This window comes from Clostridium sp., assembly GCF_017888565.1.
Classification (GTDB): domain Bacteria; phylum Bacillota; class Clostridia; order Clostridiales; family Clostridiaceae; genus Clostridium.
Map to the genome: position 1 here is coordinate 210,660 of NZ_JAGHFX010000058.1, position 19,914 is coordinate 230,573.

The window sequence follows — 19,914 nt, forward strand, 5'->3', positions numbered from 1 at the left end:
AACATATGAAAGTAGTAATTGCTCCAGATTCATATAAAGGAAGTTTAACAGCTATGGAAGTAGCAAATTCCATTGAGGAAGGGATAATTAGGTATAACAAAAATATAGAAGTTGTAAAAGTTCCTATGGCTGATGGAGGCGAAGGAACTGTCCAAGCTCTAGTTGATGCAACTGGTGGAAGAATAATAAACTTAAAAGTTTGTGATCCTCTATTAAGAGAAATAGATTCGTTTTATGGAATACTTGGTGATGGTGAAACAGCTATTATAGAAATGGCTGCTGCATCTGGATTAAATTTATTAAATGAAGATGAGCTAAATCCATTAATAACATCGACATATGGTACGGGACAGATTTTAAATGATGCAATAGAAAAGGGATGCAGAAAGATAATTGTAGGTCTTGGAGGAAGTGCAACTAATGATGGTGGAGCAGGAATGCTTAGAGCTTTAGGTATTAGATTTTTAAATAAAGAAGGAAGGGATATTCCAGAAGGCGGAGGAGCATTAAAAAAATTATATAAAATTGATAAAAGAAATTTTAATACTGAAATTTTAAAGTGTAAGATAACTGTTGCGTGTGATGTCGACAATATTTTATGTGGAGTGAATGGAGCTACAAATGTCTTTGGACCACAAAAAGGAGCAAGTGAAGATGATATTAAGATTTTAGATGAAGGGTTGTATGAGTATTCTAAAATTATAGAAAAAGAATTTGAAGTTGATGTTTTAAACGTACCTGGATCAGGAGCAGCAGGAGGAACAGGAGCAGCATTTTTAGTAATAGGTGCCCTATTAGAAAGTGGAGTTGACATAGTTATTAGGGAGACAAAGTTAGTAGAAGCTTTAAAAGATTCAGATATAGTATTTACTGGTGAAGGAAGAATTGATTTTCAAACAAAATTTGGTAAGGCTCCTTATGGAGTAGCAAAAGAAGCTGAAAAAATTGGACTACCTGTAATAGCTATTTGTGGAGAAATTGGTGAAGGACATGATGAGCTTTATAATCATGGTTTTACAAGTATTTTTAGTATAGTGAATAAGCCTATGAGTTTGGAAGATAGTATTAAAGATTCAAAAAAATTAATAAGTGATGTCTCAGAGAGAATAATAAGAGTTATATGTGAAGGCAATTAATATATTGATGAAAATTAATTAATAAATAGGGGTGAATTTATTATAAAAGATATTTTGTTTATTTTAATGGCTCATGCAGTTGGAGATTACTTATTTCAAACTCCACATTTAGCAGAATGTAAAGGGAAGGATAATTATGTTTTATTTATACATTCTATTCTATATTCTTTTGGGATAATGGTTGTTTCATATTTTATGAATTATGATGCTACTTTATATCAATTAGCATTAATTTCAATAACACACTTTCCAATAGATTATGTTAAAGCAAGAGGAATAACACCTAAGTATTTTGGAGAAAAAAATGCCTTATATATAGATCAATTTATTCATTATGTTATTTTAGCGATAGTATTTTAATGAGTTTTAATCAAAAGTTAATAGTTTTTACTAAAGGGGTGTAGGAAATGAAGATGGAGTTAGGTTCGAAATATAATTTAAAAAAAGATAAAAGAATATCCTTAAAAACAAAAGAGGCTTTAACAGGGTGGTTATTTATATCACCAGCTTTGATAGGATTTTCAATATTTACCTTTGGATCAATAATATATTCGTTGTATTTATCATTAACTGATTACGATCTTATGACTAAGCCTAAATTTATAGGATTAGAGAATTATATAAGAGCTTTTACAAAGGATGAATCTTTTTACAAGTTTTTTGGGAATACAATATATTTTGTTATATTTTTAGTTCCAATAGTATTAGCAATATCATTATTACTGGCTATGCTTATAAATAAAAAAGCTGGAAGAATGACAAAAGCATATAGAGTAGCATTATTCCTTCCAAGTATAACGTCTACAATAGCAGTGAGTATGGTTTGGTTGTGGATATTTAATCCTGATATGGGGTTGATAAATAATATGTTAACGGCAATAGGATTTCATAATCCACCTATGTGGTTAAATAGTCCAGATACAAGTAAGATGGCATTAGTAATTATGCGTGTATGGCAGATGAGTGGTTATTATATGATAATGTTTTTAGCTGGGTTGCAAACGATTCCTGAAAGTCTTTATGAATCAGCTCAAGTAGATGGAGCTAATAAAATTCAGAGCTTTTTCAAGATAACATTACCAATGTTATCTAATACAACATTTGTAGTTATTATTTTACTAGTTATTGAAGCATTTAATATGTTTGAATCAATTTTTATAATGACAAATGGAGGACCTTTAGGATCAACTAGTACCATTATGTACTATATATATGAGCAAGGGTTTGGAAACTATAATATGGGATATGCATCATCTATAGCTTGGATTTTCTTTGTAGTTATTATGATAATAACATTAATTCAATATAGATTTAGAAATGAACAGGGGGGAGAATAAAGTGAAGATATCTAAAAGTAAAGGTAAATTTATAGGGAATACAACATATCACATTTTTATGATTATACTAAGTATAATAATGATTTATCCATTTTTATGGGCAGTTATGTCTTCTTTTAAGCCTGTTGAACAGCTATATTCAGGAAATCCTTTAAATTTAATACCAACTGAATTCACATTACAAAATTATAAAAGATTAATGGAAGTTTTACCATTTAATAAAATGCTTTTTAATTCAATATTTTTATCTATAACTATACCGGTAGCTATGATAATAGTGGCATCTTTGGCAGCATACTCAGTTACAAGAATAGAGTTTAAAGGTAGAAATATATTATTCTTTGCTTTTATAGCAACAATGATGATACCAAGTCATGTTACTCTTATACCTAATTATAAAATAATTGTGGATATGAATTTATATAATAGTTTTACTGCTTTGTTTTTATCAAGTATGTTTACTGCTTCAAATGCATTTAATATATTCTTTTTCAGGCAATATTTTTTGAGTATTCCAAAGGATTTAGAAAATGCTGCAATAGTAGATGGGTGCTCAAAAATTGGTGTGTTTTTTAAGATAGTGCTACCAAATGCAAAACCAGCTATAGCAACAACAGCAATTCTATCTTTTAGAAATGTGTGGAATTCATTTTTATGGCCAATGTTAGTTATTAATGATTATGATAAACTGCCTCTTACAGTAGGACTAAAGTATCTTAAGGGAAGTGAACCTAACTGGGCAGTATTATTAGCTGGAGCAACTCTAAGTATAATACCTATTGTAATCATTTTCTTAGCATTCCAAAAATATTTTATGGCCTCAACAATGAATTCAGGTTTTGGAGGAAAATAAATATATTATCAATGATACAAAGAGAAATAAATATAGCTCTTTGAATATAAAATTTATTTTAAGGGGGATCATTATGAAGAAAATATTAAAAAAATCATTAGGAGTTTTATTATCATTAATTATGGTTATTGGTCTTGTAAGTTGTGGCTCTAGTAGTGATAAGGATAATGCAAATTCAAATGAACCAAAGACATTAAAGGTTTATACTTGGTGGGATATAACTAAATTTGCTCATTTACAAAAGATGAAGGAAGATTTTGAAAGTAAGAATCCAGATATTAAACTTGAATTTATAACAGTTTCTGGAGAGGGTTATGCTGACACAATGATCACTAAACTAGCTGGAGGAGAAACACCAGACGTAATGATGCTTGCTATGGACCAAGTACCACGTTACGCAAAAAAGAATATGATTATGCCATTAGATGATTTAGCAAATCAAGAATATAAGGATTCTTTATACCCAGTTGTTAAGGATGCTTTAACTGTTGATGGAAAAATGTATGCAGCAGGTCGTGATGTTACTCCTAAAGTAATGTATGTAAATACAAAAATGTTCAAAGATGCAGGCGTTGAAATCCCAAGTGATACATGGACAATGGACGAGTTTGTAGAAATAGCAAAACAACTTACTAAAGGTTCAGGTGCAGATTCTCAATGGGGATATTATTGGAAGAATTATAGTGACCAAACATTTGCTCATATAGCTGCATTTGGAGGGAAATTATATTCAGAAGATGGAAAAACAAGTGTATTATCAACAGATGAAAATACAAAGAAAGCAGTACAATTTATGTATGATTTAACAAATACTTATAAAGTTTGTCCAACTGGTGCACAAGCATCACAATTTGGGGATAATGAATACTCATCATTTATGGCTAATAAAGTAGCAATGCAAATAGGATCACTTTCAACTTCTTCAACTTTAGATGCTAATAAAACAGAATATACTGTATTACCAATTCCATCTGTTAATGGAGTTAGTACATCTTCTTCTTTTGTAAATACATGGACTATACCAAAAGGAGCAAAGAATCCAGAATTATCTTGGCGCGTAGTTGAATTCTTATCAGGACAAGAAGGGCAACAAATAGCTTTAGATATGAAATTTGGCTTACCAGCATCTAATAAAGTTGATACAACAAAGTTTATAGGAGAAAACAATTATAATAAATACTTTGTTGATGCTTTAGAAACTGCTGTTCCATATCAAGTAAATATAAATGGATCAGAATTCCAAAATATGTTTGAGAAAGAATGTGAATCTCTTTGGGCAGGAGTTATTACTCCTGATGAATTCGCACAAAGAGTAGATAATCAAGGTAAAGAAATATTAAGTAAAGAATAAAAGTTGAAATTTGGGATGCCTAATGGCCTCCCCAATTTACTATTAAGGTTAGGAGAATAATATGAGAAATTTTTTAGTTTGCGATGGTGGTGGAACAAAAACAGATTTTCTTATATTTAATGAAAAAGCAGAAATATTAAGCTATTACAAAAATGCAGGGACTAATGCTTTATTTATAGATGAAGAAAAAGCTATTAATAATGTTATTGAAGGAATAAACGAATGTATAGAAAAAGCAAGGTTATCAATTAATGATTTAGAGTTAGTATGCTTATTTATACCAGGTTTTGAAAATTGTATCCACAAAATCAAAAAAAGGATTAGTATGAAGAATATCAAATGTTTATCGGATGTTAATAATGCTTTTTTTGGAGCTATGGGAAAATCATATGGAATTGTAGTTTTAAGTGGCACAGGATCCTTTGCTGTAGGAATATCAAAAGACAATAGAAAAGTAGTTAGTGGTGGATGGGGTCCATTAATTGGAGATAAGGGTAGTGGATACCATATTGGAATTATGTGCCTTGAAAAGCTTGCATATTTTTATGATAACGATATAAAAGATAGCAAGTTAAGAAAAATATTTCTAGAAAAGTTTGAAATTGAAGATGAGTATAAAATAAGAGAAATAATATATTCTAGTGATTTTGGAAGAGAAGATGTGGCTAAGATTTCTAAAATTGTAGCTGAAGCAGCAAAGGAAAATGATAAAGATGCAATTGATATTTTAAGAAGAGCGGCAAAGGAATTAGTAGAATTAGTTATAACATTAAATAGGAAATTAAACTATGAAAAGTTACCAGTTTCATTAATTGGAGGAGTTACTAATATTGGGGATTTATTTATAAATATTTTTAAAGAAGAACTATCAGCAAAATGTGAAAATTTGTATTATGAAAATCCTAAATATGATCCTTTAATAGGAGCAACACTATATGTTTTATTGAAAGAAGCTAATATAGATATTGAGAGAAATAAAGAGGTATTAAATAATTTATCTAAATACAGGAGGGACTAAAGTTATGTTAATGGATAAGTATTTTGAGGAAATGAAAAAAGTATTAGTAAAAATAGAAGATACACAAAAAGAAAAAATAATAAAAATATCTGAGGAAATTGCAGATAGATTAGAAAAAGGAGCCGCTTGGCACATAATGGACACTGGTCATATGCTTATGTTTGAAGGAGTAGGTCGTACTGGAGGTATGATGGCACTTCAACCTATAAAGATAACATGTGAAATTGAAAATCCTGTAAGATATAGGCCATCTGTTTCAAAAGGAGCAGTAGGATATGATAGTATTCCAGGCTTTGCAGATTTCATAATCGGAAGATCTAATATATTAGCAGGAGATATTATAATGATAGGCTCAGTGTCAGGATACAAATATTTTCCTGTAGATTTAGCGATTAAGGGAAATGATTTAGGATGTTTAACTATAGCTATAACTACAGTGGAATATTCTAATAAGCTTAAATCAGATCATCCAAGTGGATTAAGACTATTTGAAGCATGTAAATATTATTTAGACAACTGTAGCAACTATGGAGATACATTAGTAAATGTTGAAGGATTGGGACAAAAGATTTGTCCAGCAAGTGGGATTTCAGCAAGTTATATAATGTGGGCTATACAAAGTACTGTAGTAGAAAAACTTTTAGAAAAGGGTCTTAAACCAAGTGTATATATATCAAACCATATGGAAAATGCATCAGAAATAAATGGAAAAGCAATTGATAATTATACAAAGTATGGATATTAAAATGAGAGGTGTATTATGAAGCTAAGGGGAAATACGTTTACTTGTGAATATTCAAGTGAAATCAATAATTTTATTAGTATTAAGAACTCTATTACTGGAGATGAATATATAAAAAATGATGTAAAACAATCTATTATAGAATTATATGGGATAAGTGATAAAAATAAGGTTAAATTAATCCCAGAAAAAATTGAAGTATCAGAAAATGAAAATGAATTAGTGATAGCAATTGAAAAATTTTCTAATAAAAATGTAATCTGCAACATATATATCAAGTCAATTGAGGATAAAATTATTATTAATGCAGACATTGAAAATTTAGATGAAAGTATAGAAATAACTGAAGTTTTAATGCCACGTATATCAGGAATATATCTTGGAGATAGTCATGAAGATGATGTGATTATTTATCCTCATCATGCAGGTGAAAAAACAATAAATCCTGTAATAGGATACGGAAAAAATAAAAAAGATTTTTGGAGAGCTAGTAGCGTAAAATTCGAAGATATTTATAGGAGAGAAATAAATTACTGTGGCTTAGCTTCAATGAGCTGGATGTATTATTATGATGACAATAATGGACTATATATAGGTAGTCATGATGAAAGATTCCCTGTAACAGGAGTAATTGCTGAAACAAGTGGACAAGAAAGTAATCCATGGATGGGGTTTGGATTTAGGAAATATAAAAGAATAACTAATGGACAAAAGTATAATACAGGAGATTATGTTATTGCAATTACAGATAAAGATTGGCATTATGGCTCCAAAATATATAGAAAATATATAGAAAAATATTTAGATTTTGACCATAATCCAGATTACTTAAAGGAGCAATATGCTTTAAATCAATGTTATAACTTTAAAAGAAATGGGAAAATAGAAAATACATTTGATAAAATTCCACATTTATATGAAAAGGGAAAAGAACTTGGAGTTAATCATATGTTTTTAGCTAGCTGGAATAGAACAGGATTTGATTCATACTATCCTGAATATTATCCAGATATGGAGCTGGGATCAGCTATGGAGTTTAGAAGAGGACTTGAATATGTAAGAAACAATGGTGGACAATCTACCTTATATATAAATGCTAGAATTTTTGATGTTGAATCAAATTTCCATGAAACCGTTGGTAAAAAAATGGCCGTTTTAAATGAAAATGGAGAGATGGTTTATGAAACATATGGGCCAGCTAAATTTACAGTAAGTTGTCCAGCAGATAAGTTGTGGAGAGATTTTCTATTAGATACTGCTGAATTTACAGTAAAAGCTTATGGATGTGATGGAGTTTATCTTGATCAACTTGCTTCAGCTGAACCTTTACCTTGTTACAATAAAGAGCATAGCCATGAAGATATTGGTGATTTTAATAATGGGTATATTTATGTATTAAAAGAATTATTGGAAAGGTTAAGAAACCATAATCCAAATTCTTATATAATGACAGAAAATTGTGGAGATATCTACGGAAGTTATACATGGGGAAATTTAACATGGAATGGTGCTGAGTATGATGAATTTTATAATGTATTTAAATATACATTCCCTGAATTTATTCAAGTAAATATGGTTAATCCTAGGGGTTGGGAGGAAGATGAAGATAAAAGATATAAGTATTTCTTTAAAGATATGCAAAGAGCTATAGTTTTAGGAAATATATTATGGATGGGAATAACAACGAGATTAACAGAAAAGGCTGGAGAAATTCATAACTATGCTAAAAAAGCACTAAATTTTAGAAAGAAAATACAAGAATATATAAGTGATTCTGATTTTATTGACAATAAATATATTGAATTCATTAGTGAAGAGTGTGAAGCAGCTGGTTATAAATTATCAGAAAACAAATATGTTTTTATAGCTGGAAATTATAATAAGATTGATAATTCGATATTAAATTTAAAATTTAGTAAAAAGATAAAAAATATTGAAGTTTATGATATAGACTGGAATAAAGAAGAAATAAGTGTAGATAGTAATGAAGTAAGTTTATCTATTGGAAGTAGTAGACTAAATTGTTTTGTTATAAATAGCTAAACAAAAATGAAATAAATGCGATAAAGATCATAGCTAAAACCAAAAGGTATCTAAACATAATATATAAAAAATTATTATTTTTAGGGGGATGTTTAGGATGAGAGTTAATAATAAAAGAGGTTTAGCATTGATAGTAGCAATATGTTTGATAATATCGATAGTACCATCTAGAATAATACTTGCAGAAAATAATTCTGAAAAAAATGTAATTAATTTGGTTATTGATGGATTGTCAGATAAAATGTATGAAGAAATAAAATCTAGGGGTGTAGATACACCTAATATTGATTTACTAATTTCAAATGGAGCGAGATTAAGAGAAGTTGAAACAGTGATTCCATCATATGGAGGTTCACAAGCTACAGCTTTAACCGGGGCTGACACAGATACTAATAGGTTTTTATACAGGTATTATGATAGGGAAAGTAATACCTGTATAAATGATACTAAAAAGACTTTTAATATGGAAGCTCAAACAATATTTGAAAAATTTATAGAGGATAATAATGGAGCAAAAGTATTAGCTACAGGTTGGCATTTGGGAGATAAATCAATTGATGGTAGAGGGGTATTTAAAGAAGGAAATGAAAATTATAAGTTAAAAGAATATGAAAGAGGAGATAAATTAATATCCGTTGAAAGTGTTACTAAAGATATAATTGAAGCTATTAATACAAATGACACTCCAAAGTTAATAATGGCATATTCAAATGATATAAAAATGGCAGGATGGGGTGGAACTGATTCATTAATAAATAATAAGTTAGATGAAACTATAAGATTAATAGATAAGAATGTGGGAGAAATAGTTAATGCTCTAAAAGATACTGGTAAATATAAAAACACAACTATAATATTAAATTCATTATCTAATGTTTATACTATAGGAAGTAAAATAACTACAGGAAGTTTAGCTTCAAAAATTACTTCGTCAACAGGCGTAAAGGCAGTAGAGAGTGGTGGAGGAAATATTGAATCAGATGTTAAGGTTGTAATAATTAAGCAATATATAATGGCATATGCACAAATATATTTTACAAATAATGCTACTGAAGAAGATAAAGAAAAAGTGCTAAGCTATTTAAAAGATAAAACAAATGATATTGGAGAAAATATAGAAGATATATATTCTTATGAAGAATTAGGGATATCTAGGGATTATTGTGATTACTTAATAAATCCAATATCAGGTAAAAGTTTTTCAGCGGCAGGGTCAGGAACTTTTAGGACAGACAATTTAGATTATAGAGAAGTTTTTTGTGTTGTATCTGGAGAAGATATTGAAAATGGAAGTGGAGTAAAAGGAAGTTTAAGTATTAAAGATATAGCAGCAACTATATGTAGCATTTTAGGGGTAAATCCTCCTAATAATAATGAGGGTAAAGCATGGGTGTTTGAGCAAGTGTCCGAAGCACCAATAATTACAGTTATTTATCCAAAAGATAATATGACAGTATATAAAGATGTAATTACATTAACAGGAACTACTAATATGGAATCGATAGTTAAAGTAAATGGAGTAGAAGTTAATGTAAGTGATAATAAATTTTCTGCAGATGTTACTTTAAGTGAGGGGAAAAATGATATTGTCATAACTGCTACTAATAGTGATGGTAAATCTTCTACCAAAGTAGTGACTGTAAGATATATGATAAAGCCTGAAATACCAGATGGAAATATAGCAGTATATATTAACTGGGATGGTTTTGCAAATTACTATATAGATTTAGCAGAAAAAGAAGGGAAAATACCAACTTTAAGTAATATTAAGAATAATGAAGGTGTATATTTTTCTAATGCTAAAACAGGAATACCATCAATAACTAATCCTATGCAAGCAGCAATAGCTTCTGGAACAACTTCAAAATATACTGGGAATAGCTATAGGTATTTTGATAAGGAAAAAAATGTAATTGTTCAAGAAACACCATCAAGAAAAAATGAAAGTGAAACTATGGCAGAAAGTGTTGTTAGACAAGGTCTTAATGCTATATCAATAAATCAATTTGCTTTTGAAGATAGAGGAACAGTTATAGGTGATGAGTTAAATCCTTATGTTAACTCTGATATTGGAGAAAATGGATATTCTGATGCCATTGCACGTTTTGACACAGCAATAGAGTTAGTTAAAAATTTAAGAGCTGGAGATATTAAATTAGATGCTGTACCAAGATTTATAGCTTTATACATGGATGATTTGGATGGAATAGGACATAACGAGGTAGAGACTTATGGATCAAAACTTGCTAAAACAGAAGATGAAAGGATTAAGAATGTAGTAGATAGATTAGAGTTAATGGATAAAAAACTTGGAGAGTTTATTGAAGCTTGTAAGGAAGCTGGAATTTATGAGAAAATGAGTTTTGTTTTAACAGCCGATCATGGAATGGCTAACTTTGGATTACAGAATTCTACTAATGATGATAGTTATAAAAGTAAATTAGAAGATTTAATTAATACCATTGAAGGGCTAGGGGATGGATATGAATGTGAATTTTTACATCCAAGTCAAATACAATCTCCTTCAGAGGGAACTGATATAGCTATTGTAACAGTAGGATTACAGGCTCAAATATCATATGTTAATGAGTTTGATAGCTCTGTTATTGAAGATAAGAATAAGAAAATACTAGATGCATTAAAGGAAAAGGGTTATATTGGAGAAATTATGTATCCAGAAGAAATGGAAGAAAGAGGAGTAAGAAGTGGATTTGCTGATTTAATTATCTCACCAAAAACTCCATATCATTTTCATTCATCAATTGTATCATCATTTCCTGCAAGAGGACAGCACGATAGTTTAGAAGATAGAGCACAAAATATTGCTGCATTCATGTGGGGGAATGGAATTAAGAAGGGATATGAGTGTACTGATATAATTTATAATACAGATTTCATGCCTACAATGTCAAAGCTATTAAATGTAAATGCACCTTTAGACTCTACAGGTAATATTTTGTATGAAGCTTTAGAGGAAGAAGTAGTTGAAGATAAGTATATCGAGAAAATAGAAGCTGAATGTGCAACATTAAATGGATCAGCAAGTAAGTATTTTGATACGAATGCTTCAGATGAATTGGCTGTTACTGGGTTAAATAGTGAGGGATCTTATATAGAGTTTATAAATGTTCCCAAATCAACCAAGATGCTTGTAAATTATTCTGCTGGAAATAATGGGAAATTAGTTATGTATAAAAATGCGAAAGTTGTTAGAAATATATACTTTCCAGAAACTAATTCAGAAAGCAGCTATGAAGAAAAAGTTATTAATATTGATCTAGAAAAAGGAGATACTGTTAAGTTTGTTTTTGAATCATCTAATGGATCAGCAAAGATTAATATAGATAAGATAGATTTTTATAGTGATAAATTACCAGAAAATGAAGAAATTAAAACAGGTAATCCATTTACAATTGTTATGAGCCCAAATGGGGATACTACAAGGTCAATGGGATTTGCTTGGTACACAGATGAAAATGTTAAGGGAACAAAGGTGGAATTAATTGAAGATGATGGACAAGAGGTAGACTTTTCAGACAGTATTGTTTTTACAGGAATATGTGAAACTGTTGGAACTAAGTTAAATGGTGATAGTAAGGTATATGAAAGCCATAAAGTTATATCAGATAAATTAGAACCAGGAACTAAATATTTTTATAGAGTTGGAGATGGAATTACTTGGAGTGAAGCTGGAAGCTTTACAACCTCTGATGAGGGAGAATTCTCATTTCTGTATTTAACTGATTCACAAGGTAAAAATGAGGGTGATTATGAAGTATGGGCAAGAACACTAGATAAAGCTTTAACACAATTCCCTGAATCTAAATTTATGGTAATGGCTGGGGATATGGTAGATGCAGGATTAAATGTACCTAATAATGAACAAGAGTGGATATATTTCTTCGAAAAAGCAAGAAAGAGTCTATTAAATTTACCTATGGCACCTGTTATGGGAAATCATGAAGGAAGAAATAATACAGGATTTGCTAATCATTTTAACTTGCCAATAAGAAAAGATGTTAAAGCAACACCATTGAATTCTGTATATTCTTTTGACTATAATGACGTTCATTTTGCAATGTTAAATACAGAAATGGCAGATAGTAAAGAAATGTTTGAGCCACAAATTGAATGGCTGAAGAGAGACATGATAGCTACAGATAAGAAATGGAAAATTATAGTTCTTCATAAACCTCTTTATAGTACTTCATCCCATATAAAGGATAAGGATATTGTAGAAGTTATCAAACCAATGTTAGGACCTGTTATAGATGAACTTGGAATAGATTTAGTTCTTCAAGGACATGATCATATATACGCTAGAACAGCACAAATTTATAATGGAGAAAAAACTGATGATATAGTTACAGATGGAAAAGTTAAAAATCCTGAAGGTACAATGTACTTAATTAGTAATACATCAGGATTTAAATATTATGATCAACATCCAGATGCAAATTTTGAATTATTTGAAAAGACTGAACAACCAAAGGATCAATCTTATACTGGGATAACAATTAATAATAAAGAATTAAAAATAGAATCATATTTATTAAATAACTCAGAAGTATATGATAGCTATAAAATAGAAAGAACCGATATAGCACCACAAGCAGTAGAAGATTTTATTGTTATGAAAACAGATAATGGGAAGATAAAACTCAAATGGGATCAAGTAAATGATATTAATGAATATGTTATATATGAGTTAGATAATAAAATTGATAACAATTGGTCACTTAGGGTAAATTCAGATGAAAATAAAGATTATAATGAGTTAGTATTAGATATGGATTATTCAGACGAATATAAATTTGCTATTAAATCGGTTGGCGAGCGTTCATATTCGCATTATACAGAAGCTGTTACAGAAGAGGTAATGAATCTTATTAAAGATATTGATAATTTACCAGAAGAAGTTAATTTAGGAGATAAAGCTTTAGTAAATTCTTTGATGGAGAGATATAATAACCTATCCGATAAGGATAAAGCTTTAGTTAGAAATTATAAAAAGCTAGAAGATGCTGCTATAAAAATAAAGGAACTAGAGGCTGAAGGTGGAACAGATAATGAAGAAAATAATAATGAAGAGAATAATTCTGAAAATGGAAACAATAGTGGAAAACCAGAGGTAATAGATCCTGAAAAAGATAGTAACTTAGAAAATGAAATAGAAAAAATTCCAAATACAGGCTCAATTATAAGTTATGTTAATATTCTAATATTAGGTTGTGTACTAATAGGATTAGGATATTATGTTATGAAGAAGAAAAAAGAAGTTAGCTAATGTTAAATTGATAGTTTAAAAGTATATTTTACCGTATTATTTTAGGAGGAGAGTTTATGAGATTTAAATATTTCGAGAAAATTAAAGAGCTAATAGATGAAGTTGAAAACGAAGAAAAAGTTGTAATGAATAAAACTGTAGATTTATTTATTGATGCTATTTTAAATAAAAAATCTATATTTGTATTTGGAGCATCACATGCAGGAATTATTAGTGAAGAACTATATTATAGAGCAGGAGGATTAGTTGTAATTAACCCGATTTTTGCTAAATCATTAATGTTAGATACATCTCCAATTTCTTTAACTAGTAGTATGGAAAGATTAGTTGGATATGGGAAAACAATTTTAGAAAAAGTTCCAATGAAGGAAGGCGATATATTAATAGTTCATTCCGTTTCAGGAAGAAATCCAGTATCAATTGAAATAGCATTAGAAGCAAAAAAAAGAAATGTATCAGTTATTTGTATAACAAACTTAAAGTATTCAAAGACTGTTACATCAAGGCATCCTTGTGGGAAAAACTTATATGAGATAAGTGATATAGTTATAGATAATCATGGTGATATAGGTGATGCTTGTATTGAATTAGAAGGGTTAGAACAAAAGGTTAGCCCTACATCTACAGTAATAGCAGCTACTATTATGAATTCTATAATAGCAGAAGTTACACAACAATTAGTTAATGCGGGAATAAATAAACCTCCTATATTTTATAGTGCTAATATTGATGGGGGCGATGACTTGAATAAAAAAATATATAATGAGTATAAAGAAGCTATACACTATAAATATTAATTAGAAATATAGAATATGTATTAAAAAAATATAGATAAATAATATAAATAGTATTGAATATATAGTGAAATTATGTTATAAATAATTACACGAACTAATAATGTTATTTATTAAATAATATTCGCTATATAACGAAGGGATGAAAGAAAATGAAGAAGAGATTATTATCTATATTTATGGGTTTATTCATTGTAATATCAGTATTAGGAGGATGTAGCGCGGAAAATAAAAATGCGAATGATAAAGTGCTAGGTGTAATTGGTGCTATGGAAGAGGAAGTTGAACTGTTAAAAGGTAAGATGGATATAAAAGAAACTATAGAAGTTGCAGGCATGGAGTTTTATAGAGGTAAATTACAAGATAAAAATATAGTTTTAGTACGTTCAGGAGTTGGAAAAGTAAATATGGCTACCTGCACACAAATATTAGTAGATAGATTTAAAGTAACAGCAGTTATAAATTCAGGCGTTGCAGGAACAATGGATCCAGAGTTAAATCAAGGGGATATAGTCATTTCAACAGATGCAGTGCAGCATGATTTTGATACTACAGTATTTGGAGATCCCCTTGGTGAGATATCAAGATTAGGAATAACTTTCTTTGAAGCAGATAAGGATATGATTGAAACAGCTAAAAAAGCATCAGAAAATGTTTCGGGTATTCATATAAAAGAAGGAAGAATAGCATCTGGAGACCAATTTGTAGCGGGTGGAGCTATAGCTGATAGAATAAAAGAAAATTTTGGACAAGTATCAGCTGTTGAAATGGAAGGAGCTTCCATGGCTCAAGTTGCATATTTAAATAACATACCATTTGTTATACTTAGATCAATATCAGATAAAGCTGATGGTGGGGCAGATCTATCATATGAAGAATTTTTACCTATAGCTGCTAAAAATGCCAGTAATTTAGTTGAAGAATTCATAAAAATTTACTAATTAAAAATTATATATGTAGTTTATGTGAAACTCTCATTTTAAGATTATAATTTTAAAATGGGAGTTTTCTTATGTATAAAATTAGATATATAAGTTTTCCTTAGTTTTAACAAAAGAGGTGGAGTAAAAATTATATATTAATAATTTGTTATTGTTTAAATTAGTATAATAAATATTCTATAATCCTATTAAAAAGGTATATAATAAAAATAAGATTACAAAATATCTTAAAGGATAGTGATTAATAGTGAAAAAAATAATAAATAGAGAAATAATTAAATTAAACAAAAAAGAAAATAAATTACTTAATAAAAAGGAAAATAAATTTATTAAGAGTAAAGTAGCACCAATTTCGGATAAAATAGAAGAAAAAATACCACAAAAGTTAAAAGATACATTAGAAAGTGCTTTTTATAATGGATTTAAATTAGTTTTAGAAAAGGGAAGCAGATATATAGAAAAGCTATATGATAAAGATCAAATTCAACTAGAACATGATGTGAATAATTATTCATTAGATAAAAAAGTTACTAGAAAAAGCCTAAAAGTAATGGATTCTCAAGGAAAGAAAAGTAAGCTTATAAACTCAACGATATCTACAATAGAAGGAGCAGGTCTTGGAGTATTAGGGATAGGGTTACCTGATATACCACTATTTATTGCAATGATATTAAAAACAATTTACGAGATTGCATTAAGTTATGGATTTGATTATGAAAGTGAAGAAGAAAAGATTTATATATTAAATTTAATAAATGTTGCTTTAACAAATAGTGAAGAAAAAGTAAGTTATAATGAAAAATTAAATGAAATTGAATATAAAATAGATTCAAATATAGGCATAAATAAAGATATTAATTTAGAAATTAAAAGTACATCACAAGTATTATCAGAAAGTTTGTTAATGGCCAAATTTATTCAGGGATTACCTATTGTTGGAGCTTTAGGAAGTATAACCAATTATCAGGTCATTAACAAAGTTAGTAAATATACTAGAATTAGATATAAGAAAAGATATTTAAATAAAAAGCTATAGATTATATTAGTATTTTAAAATAATATTAGTAGAATTAAATAGAATAATTAATATTAAAATTAGATAAAAATATTTGAGGTAAAATTATGAATTTAGTTATAAAAGAAATCAATGATAAAAATTATAATGAAGCATTAAGATTAAAAGTTAAAAAGATTCAGGAAAACTTTATTGAAACCGTAGAAGAATGCCTAAATGAAGCAAAGCAATTATCCTTATGGAGGCCTGTAGGTATATATAATTATAATGAATTAATAGGATTTGCTATGTATGGATTATGGGAAAATGAGGGGACTAATGGGAGAGTATGGCTAGATAGATTTATGATAGGAGATGAGTTTCAAGGAAGAGGATATGGAAGTGAAAGCTTAAAACTTATATTAAATAGAATTTATAATGAATATAAACGTAATGAGATATATTTAAGCATTTATGAAAATAATTATTTAGCAATTAAGATGTATGAGAAATTTGGATTTAAATTTAATGGTGAATTAGATATAAATGGTGAAAAAATAATGAAATTAGAAGTATAATAAGATATATGTAGGGAGATGAATTAACGATGAATATTAAGTTTGTTACAATTACAGTAAAAAATTTAAAAGAATCAGTAAAATTTTATGAGGATGTATTAAAATTAGAAATTGCACAAGAATTTTCGCCAATGAAAGGAACTAATATAGCATTTCTTAAAGGAGAAAGTTCAGCAATGCTAGAATTAATAGAATATGAAAATAAGTCTATAGCAGCTGAAGTTATCCATTCAAAAGTATCTATAGGATTTGAGTCTTTAGATTTAGATATCACAATAAAAGAACTAGAAGGAAAAAACATAAAAATTATTAGAGGACCAATTAAAACTCCTGGTGGAGAAAGATTTATATTTATAGAAGATCCAAATGGAGTAGAAATAGAGTTGATAGAAGGATTTAGTATTAACTAAGAAGGGGTGTATTATTATAATTATAAGGGAAGAAACAAATAAAGATAATGAAGAAGTAGAAAAAGTAATAGAAGAGAGTTTTAAAAGTGCAGAATTTACAGATAATGACGAACATAATCTAGTTAAAAGGTTAAGACGTAGTGATGAGTTTATAAAAGAACTATCTTTATTAGCTGAAATTGATAATAAGATTGTTGGTCATATTCTTTTAACTAAGGCATTGATAAAGGGTGAAAATAAAGATACAGAAACTCTTGCACTTGCACCATTAGCAGTTTTGCCTGATTATCAAAGTAATGGTATAGGTAAAAATCTTATGAATGAAGCTATAGAAAAATCAAAGAAATTAGGATATAAATCAATAGTAGTATTAGGCCATGAAAATTATTATCCTAAGTTTGGATTTAAAAAAGCAAGTAATTATGGAATTAAGGCTCCTTTTGATGTTCCAGATGAAGCTTATATGGTTTTAGAATTACTTCCCAATGCGCTTAATGAAGTTGATGGTGTAGTAGAGTATTCAAAAGCATTTTTTGAATAAGAAAGGTGAGTATGTCTTATATTTGATTTTTCACAAATATAAGACATACTCACCATTTTTATTGATTTCTTAGTTCCTTAAGTTGCTTTAATACCTCAGAATATTTATTTTCTAATAAAGCTTTTTTATTTGGATCACTTTCAAAGGATAATAAAGAAATAACTTCTGAAAGCTTATTTTCTAATATTAATATATTTTCTTTAAGGATCTTTTCATCTTTATCAATTTTGGGCTTAGATTTAAAATTAATATATTCATCGTAACTACCATCAAATTGAATAATTTTATTATTATCTATTTCTAATATATAATCACAAATATTTGAAATGAATTTTCTATCATGAGATACTATTAAAAGAGTTTTATTAGTGTTTTTTAAAGCATTTTCAAGAGATTGCATGCATTTAATATCTAAATAATTTGTTGGTTCATCAAGAATTATAATATTATTATCTGAAAGTAAAAGCTTACAAATAGCAACTCTTACTATTTCACCACCGCTTAAATATGAAACTTTTTTAAATACAGTATCTCCCTTAAAACCAAAGCCATCTAAATTTGTTCTTATAAAACTTTCTTTGAAAGAAGAATTAATTTTAATATTATCTAATATTGTTTTATCTTGATCGAGTATATCTTGAGATTGATCTAAATATCCAATAACAACATTTTTAGAAATTTTTATATTTTCATTATTGTTACTGATAATTTCTTTTAATAAAGTACTTTTACCACTTCCATTTTTCCCAATTAAGGCAATCTTTTTTCCTTTCTTTATTTTAAAAGCGCATTCATTTAATAGGACTCTACCACCAATAGTAAGATTTAAGTTTTTTGCTTCAATAGGATTTTTAGAAGTGAGCTCTAAATTTTCAATAACATCAATTCTTATATCTTTATCTTCTTTAGGTTTTTCTTTTACATCTAATTGCTCGATTCTATTCCTAATAGCTTTTATATTATTTTCTAATTTCTTTTTACCTTTTTGACCACCCATTTTATGGAGCCTAGCTTCTGAATTCCCCATTCTTTTAGGTGTTCTTTTAATACCATCTCTTATATTTTCTTTTGATACTATAGCTTCCTCAAGTCTTCTTTTTTCATTAATATATTGATTATATTCAGTATTTTCCCTTGCCTTTTCTGCTTTCTTAAGTTCTATATATTTAGAGTAATTTCCATTGTAGATATTTAGCTTTCCTTCTTTAATTTCAACAATAGTATTACATAAAGAATCCAATAGATTTCTATCATGTGAAACTAAAAGAAGAGCACCAGAATAATTTTTCAGCATATCTTCAAGAGTTTCAATACTATTACTATCTAAATTAGAAGTTGGCTCATCAGCAATAATAAGTTTCTTATTTTCACTTAAAGCATTAGTAATTTTCATTTTGACCTTTTCTCCACCAGAAAGATAGTCTTTATATTCAGTAGGAGCATTAAAAATACTTTTTATTTTGTTAAATGAACATTCATTTAAACTATTACCAAATTGGCTAATATAGGAATAGCTTTCAGTTAAATAAGATGTTCCTTCATCGGAAATCTCATCACCGATTAAAATTTTTAAAAGCGTAGTTTTTCCAGCGCCATTATCACCAACTAATCCTATTTTATCCCCATCTAGTATTTCAAATTTGTCTATATCTAATATTAATTTATCACCATAATATTTTTTGATTTTATTTAATAATGCTAATTGCATAAAAAATCCCTCCTTAAAATGTAGGAGAGAGTATACGACTTTATAGAAGGGTAACGCAAATAAACCTTAAGCCAGTAATCCACTCTCCGTAAATTTTTACACAACAAAAAAAGACTAATAAAAATCTTAAATTTTATTGTGAATTAAAAATTCTAAAAGTAGATTACATTCTCATGTTTGA

The 19,914-nt window shown here is 28.4% G+C and carries 16 protein-coding genes; 15 read left to right on the top strand and 1 reads right to left on the bottom strand.

The genetic code is table 11. The annotated features are described in order from the left end of the window. Window positions 1-5 precede the first annotated feature (5 nt). The 15 genes from J7M87_RS11590 to J7M87_RS11660 all read left to right on the top strand — a co-directional run bounded on the left by J7M87_RS11590 (window position 6) and on the right by J7M87_RS11660 (window position 18,025). A complete protein-coding gene (locus J7M87_RS11590; protein ID WP_291651206.1) occupies window positions 6-1,136 on the top strand; it encodes a glycerate kinase in 1,131 nt (376 codons plus the stop codon). A gap of 54 nt (window positions 1,137-1,190) precedes the next feature. Further along, complete coding sequence (locus J7M87_RS11595) at window positions 1,191-1,496, top strand: DUF3307 domain-containing protein (protein WP_291651207.1); 306 nt, start codon at window positions 1,191-1,193, stop codon at window positions 1,494-1,496. A 47-nt stretch (window positions 1,497-1,543) separates the two neighbouring features. Continuing rightward, window positions 1,544-2,473 (top strand): sugar ABC transporter permease, encoded by a 930-nt coding sequence (locus J7M87_RS11600; RefSeq protein ID WP_291651208.1) that lies wholly within the window; start codon window positions 1,544-1,546, stop codon window positions 2,471-2,473. A gap of 1 nt (window position 2,474) precedes the next feature. Then, window positions 2,475-3,326 (top strand): carbohydrate ABC transporter permease, encoded by an 852-nt coding sequence (locus tag J7M87_RS11605; RefSeq protein WP_291651209.1) that lies wholly within the window; start codon window positions 2,475-2,477, stop codon window positions 3,324-3,326. Window positions 3,327-3,399: 73 nt separating this feature from the next. Then, complete coding sequence (locus tag J7M87_RS11610) at window positions 3,400-4,677, top strand: sugar ABC transporter substrate-binding protein (RefSeq protein ID WP_291651210.1); 1,278 nt, start codon at window positions 3,400-3,402, stop codon at window positions 4,675-4,677. A gap of 61 nt (window positions 4,678-4,738) precedes the next feature. After that, window positions 4,739-5,695, top strand: a complete 957-nt coding sequence (locus J7M87_RS11615; RefSeq protein WP_291651211.1) for a BadF/BadG/BcrA/BcrD ATPase family protein — start codon at window positions 4,739-4,741, stop codon at window positions 5,693-5,695. Window positions 5,696-5,699: 4 nt separating this feature from the next. Continuing rightward, window positions 5,700-6,440: a sugar isomerase domain-containing protein gene (locus J7M87_RS11620; RefSeq protein WP_291651212.1), complete on the top strand. Its 741-nt coding sequence runs from the start codon at window positions 5,700-5,702 to the stop codon at window positions 6,438-6,440. Between the two features lie 15 nt (window positions 6,441-6,455). Further along, complete coding sequence (locus J7M87_RS11625; RefSeq protein ID WP_291651213.1) at window positions 6,456-8,480, top strand: DUF6259 domain-containing protein; 2,025 nt, start codon at window positions 6,456-6,458, stop codon at window positions 8,478-8,480. Between the two features lie 97 nt (window positions 8,481-8,577). Continuing rightward, complete coding sequence (locus J7M87_RS11630; RefSeq protein ID WP_291651214.1) at window positions 8,578-13,767, top strand: alkaline phosphatase family protein; 5,190 nt, start codon at window positions 8,578-8,580, stop codon at window positions 13,765-13,767. A gap of 56 nt (window positions 13,768-13,823) precedes the next feature. After that, window positions 13,824-14,564 (top strand): SIS domain-containing protein, encoded by a 741-nt coding sequence (locus J7M87_RS11635; RefSeq protein ID WP_291651215.1) that lies wholly within the window; start codon window positions 13,824-13,826, stop codon window positions 14,562-14,564. 149 nt (window positions 14,565-14,713) lie between these two features. Beyond that, complete coding sequence (locus J7M87_RS11640) at window positions 14,714-15,502, top strand: 5'-methylthioadenosine/adenosylhomocysteine nucleosidase (protein WP_291651216.1); 789 nt, start codon at window positions 14,714-14,716, stop codon at window positions 15,500-15,502. A gap of 247 nt (window positions 15,503-15,749) precedes the next feature. Then, window positions 15,750-16,538, top strand: coding sequence for an EcsC family protein (locus J7M87_RS11645; protein ID WP_291651217.1), 789 nt, complete (start codon window positions 15,750-15,752; stop codon window positions 16,536-16,538). Between the two features lie 86 nt (window positions 16,539-16,624). Beyond that, window positions 16,625-17,074, top strand: coding sequence for a GNAT family N-acetyltransferase (locus tag J7M87_RS11650; protein WP_291651218.1), 450 nt, complete (start codon window positions 16,625-16,627; stop codon window positions 17,072-17,074). A 29-nt stretch (window positions 17,075-17,103) separates the two neighbouring features. Beyond that, window positions 17,104-17,484 (top strand): VOC family protein, encoded by a 381-nt coding sequence (locus J7M87_RS11655; protein WP_291651219.1) that lies wholly within the window; start codon window positions 17,104-17,106, stop codon window positions 17,482-17,484. Between the two features lie 10 nt (window positions 17,485-17,494). Then, window positions 17,495-18,025: an N-acetyltransferase gene (locus J7M87_RS11660; protein ID WP_291651353.1), complete on the top strand. Its 531-nt coding sequence runs from the start codon at window positions 17,495-17,497 to the stop codon at window positions 18,023-18,025. A 58-nt stretch (window positions 18,026-18,083) separates the two neighbouring features. Here the strand turns inward: J7M87_RS11660 and cplR are convergent, their stop codons facing one another. After that, complete coding sequence (gene cplR / locus J7M87_RS11665; RefSeq protein ID WP_291651220.1) at window positions 18,084-19,733, bottom strand: ABC-F type ribosomal protection protein CplR; 1,650 nt, start codon at window positions 19,731-19,733, stop codon at window positions 18,084-18,086. Window positions 19,734-19,914 lie beyond the last annotated feature (181 nt).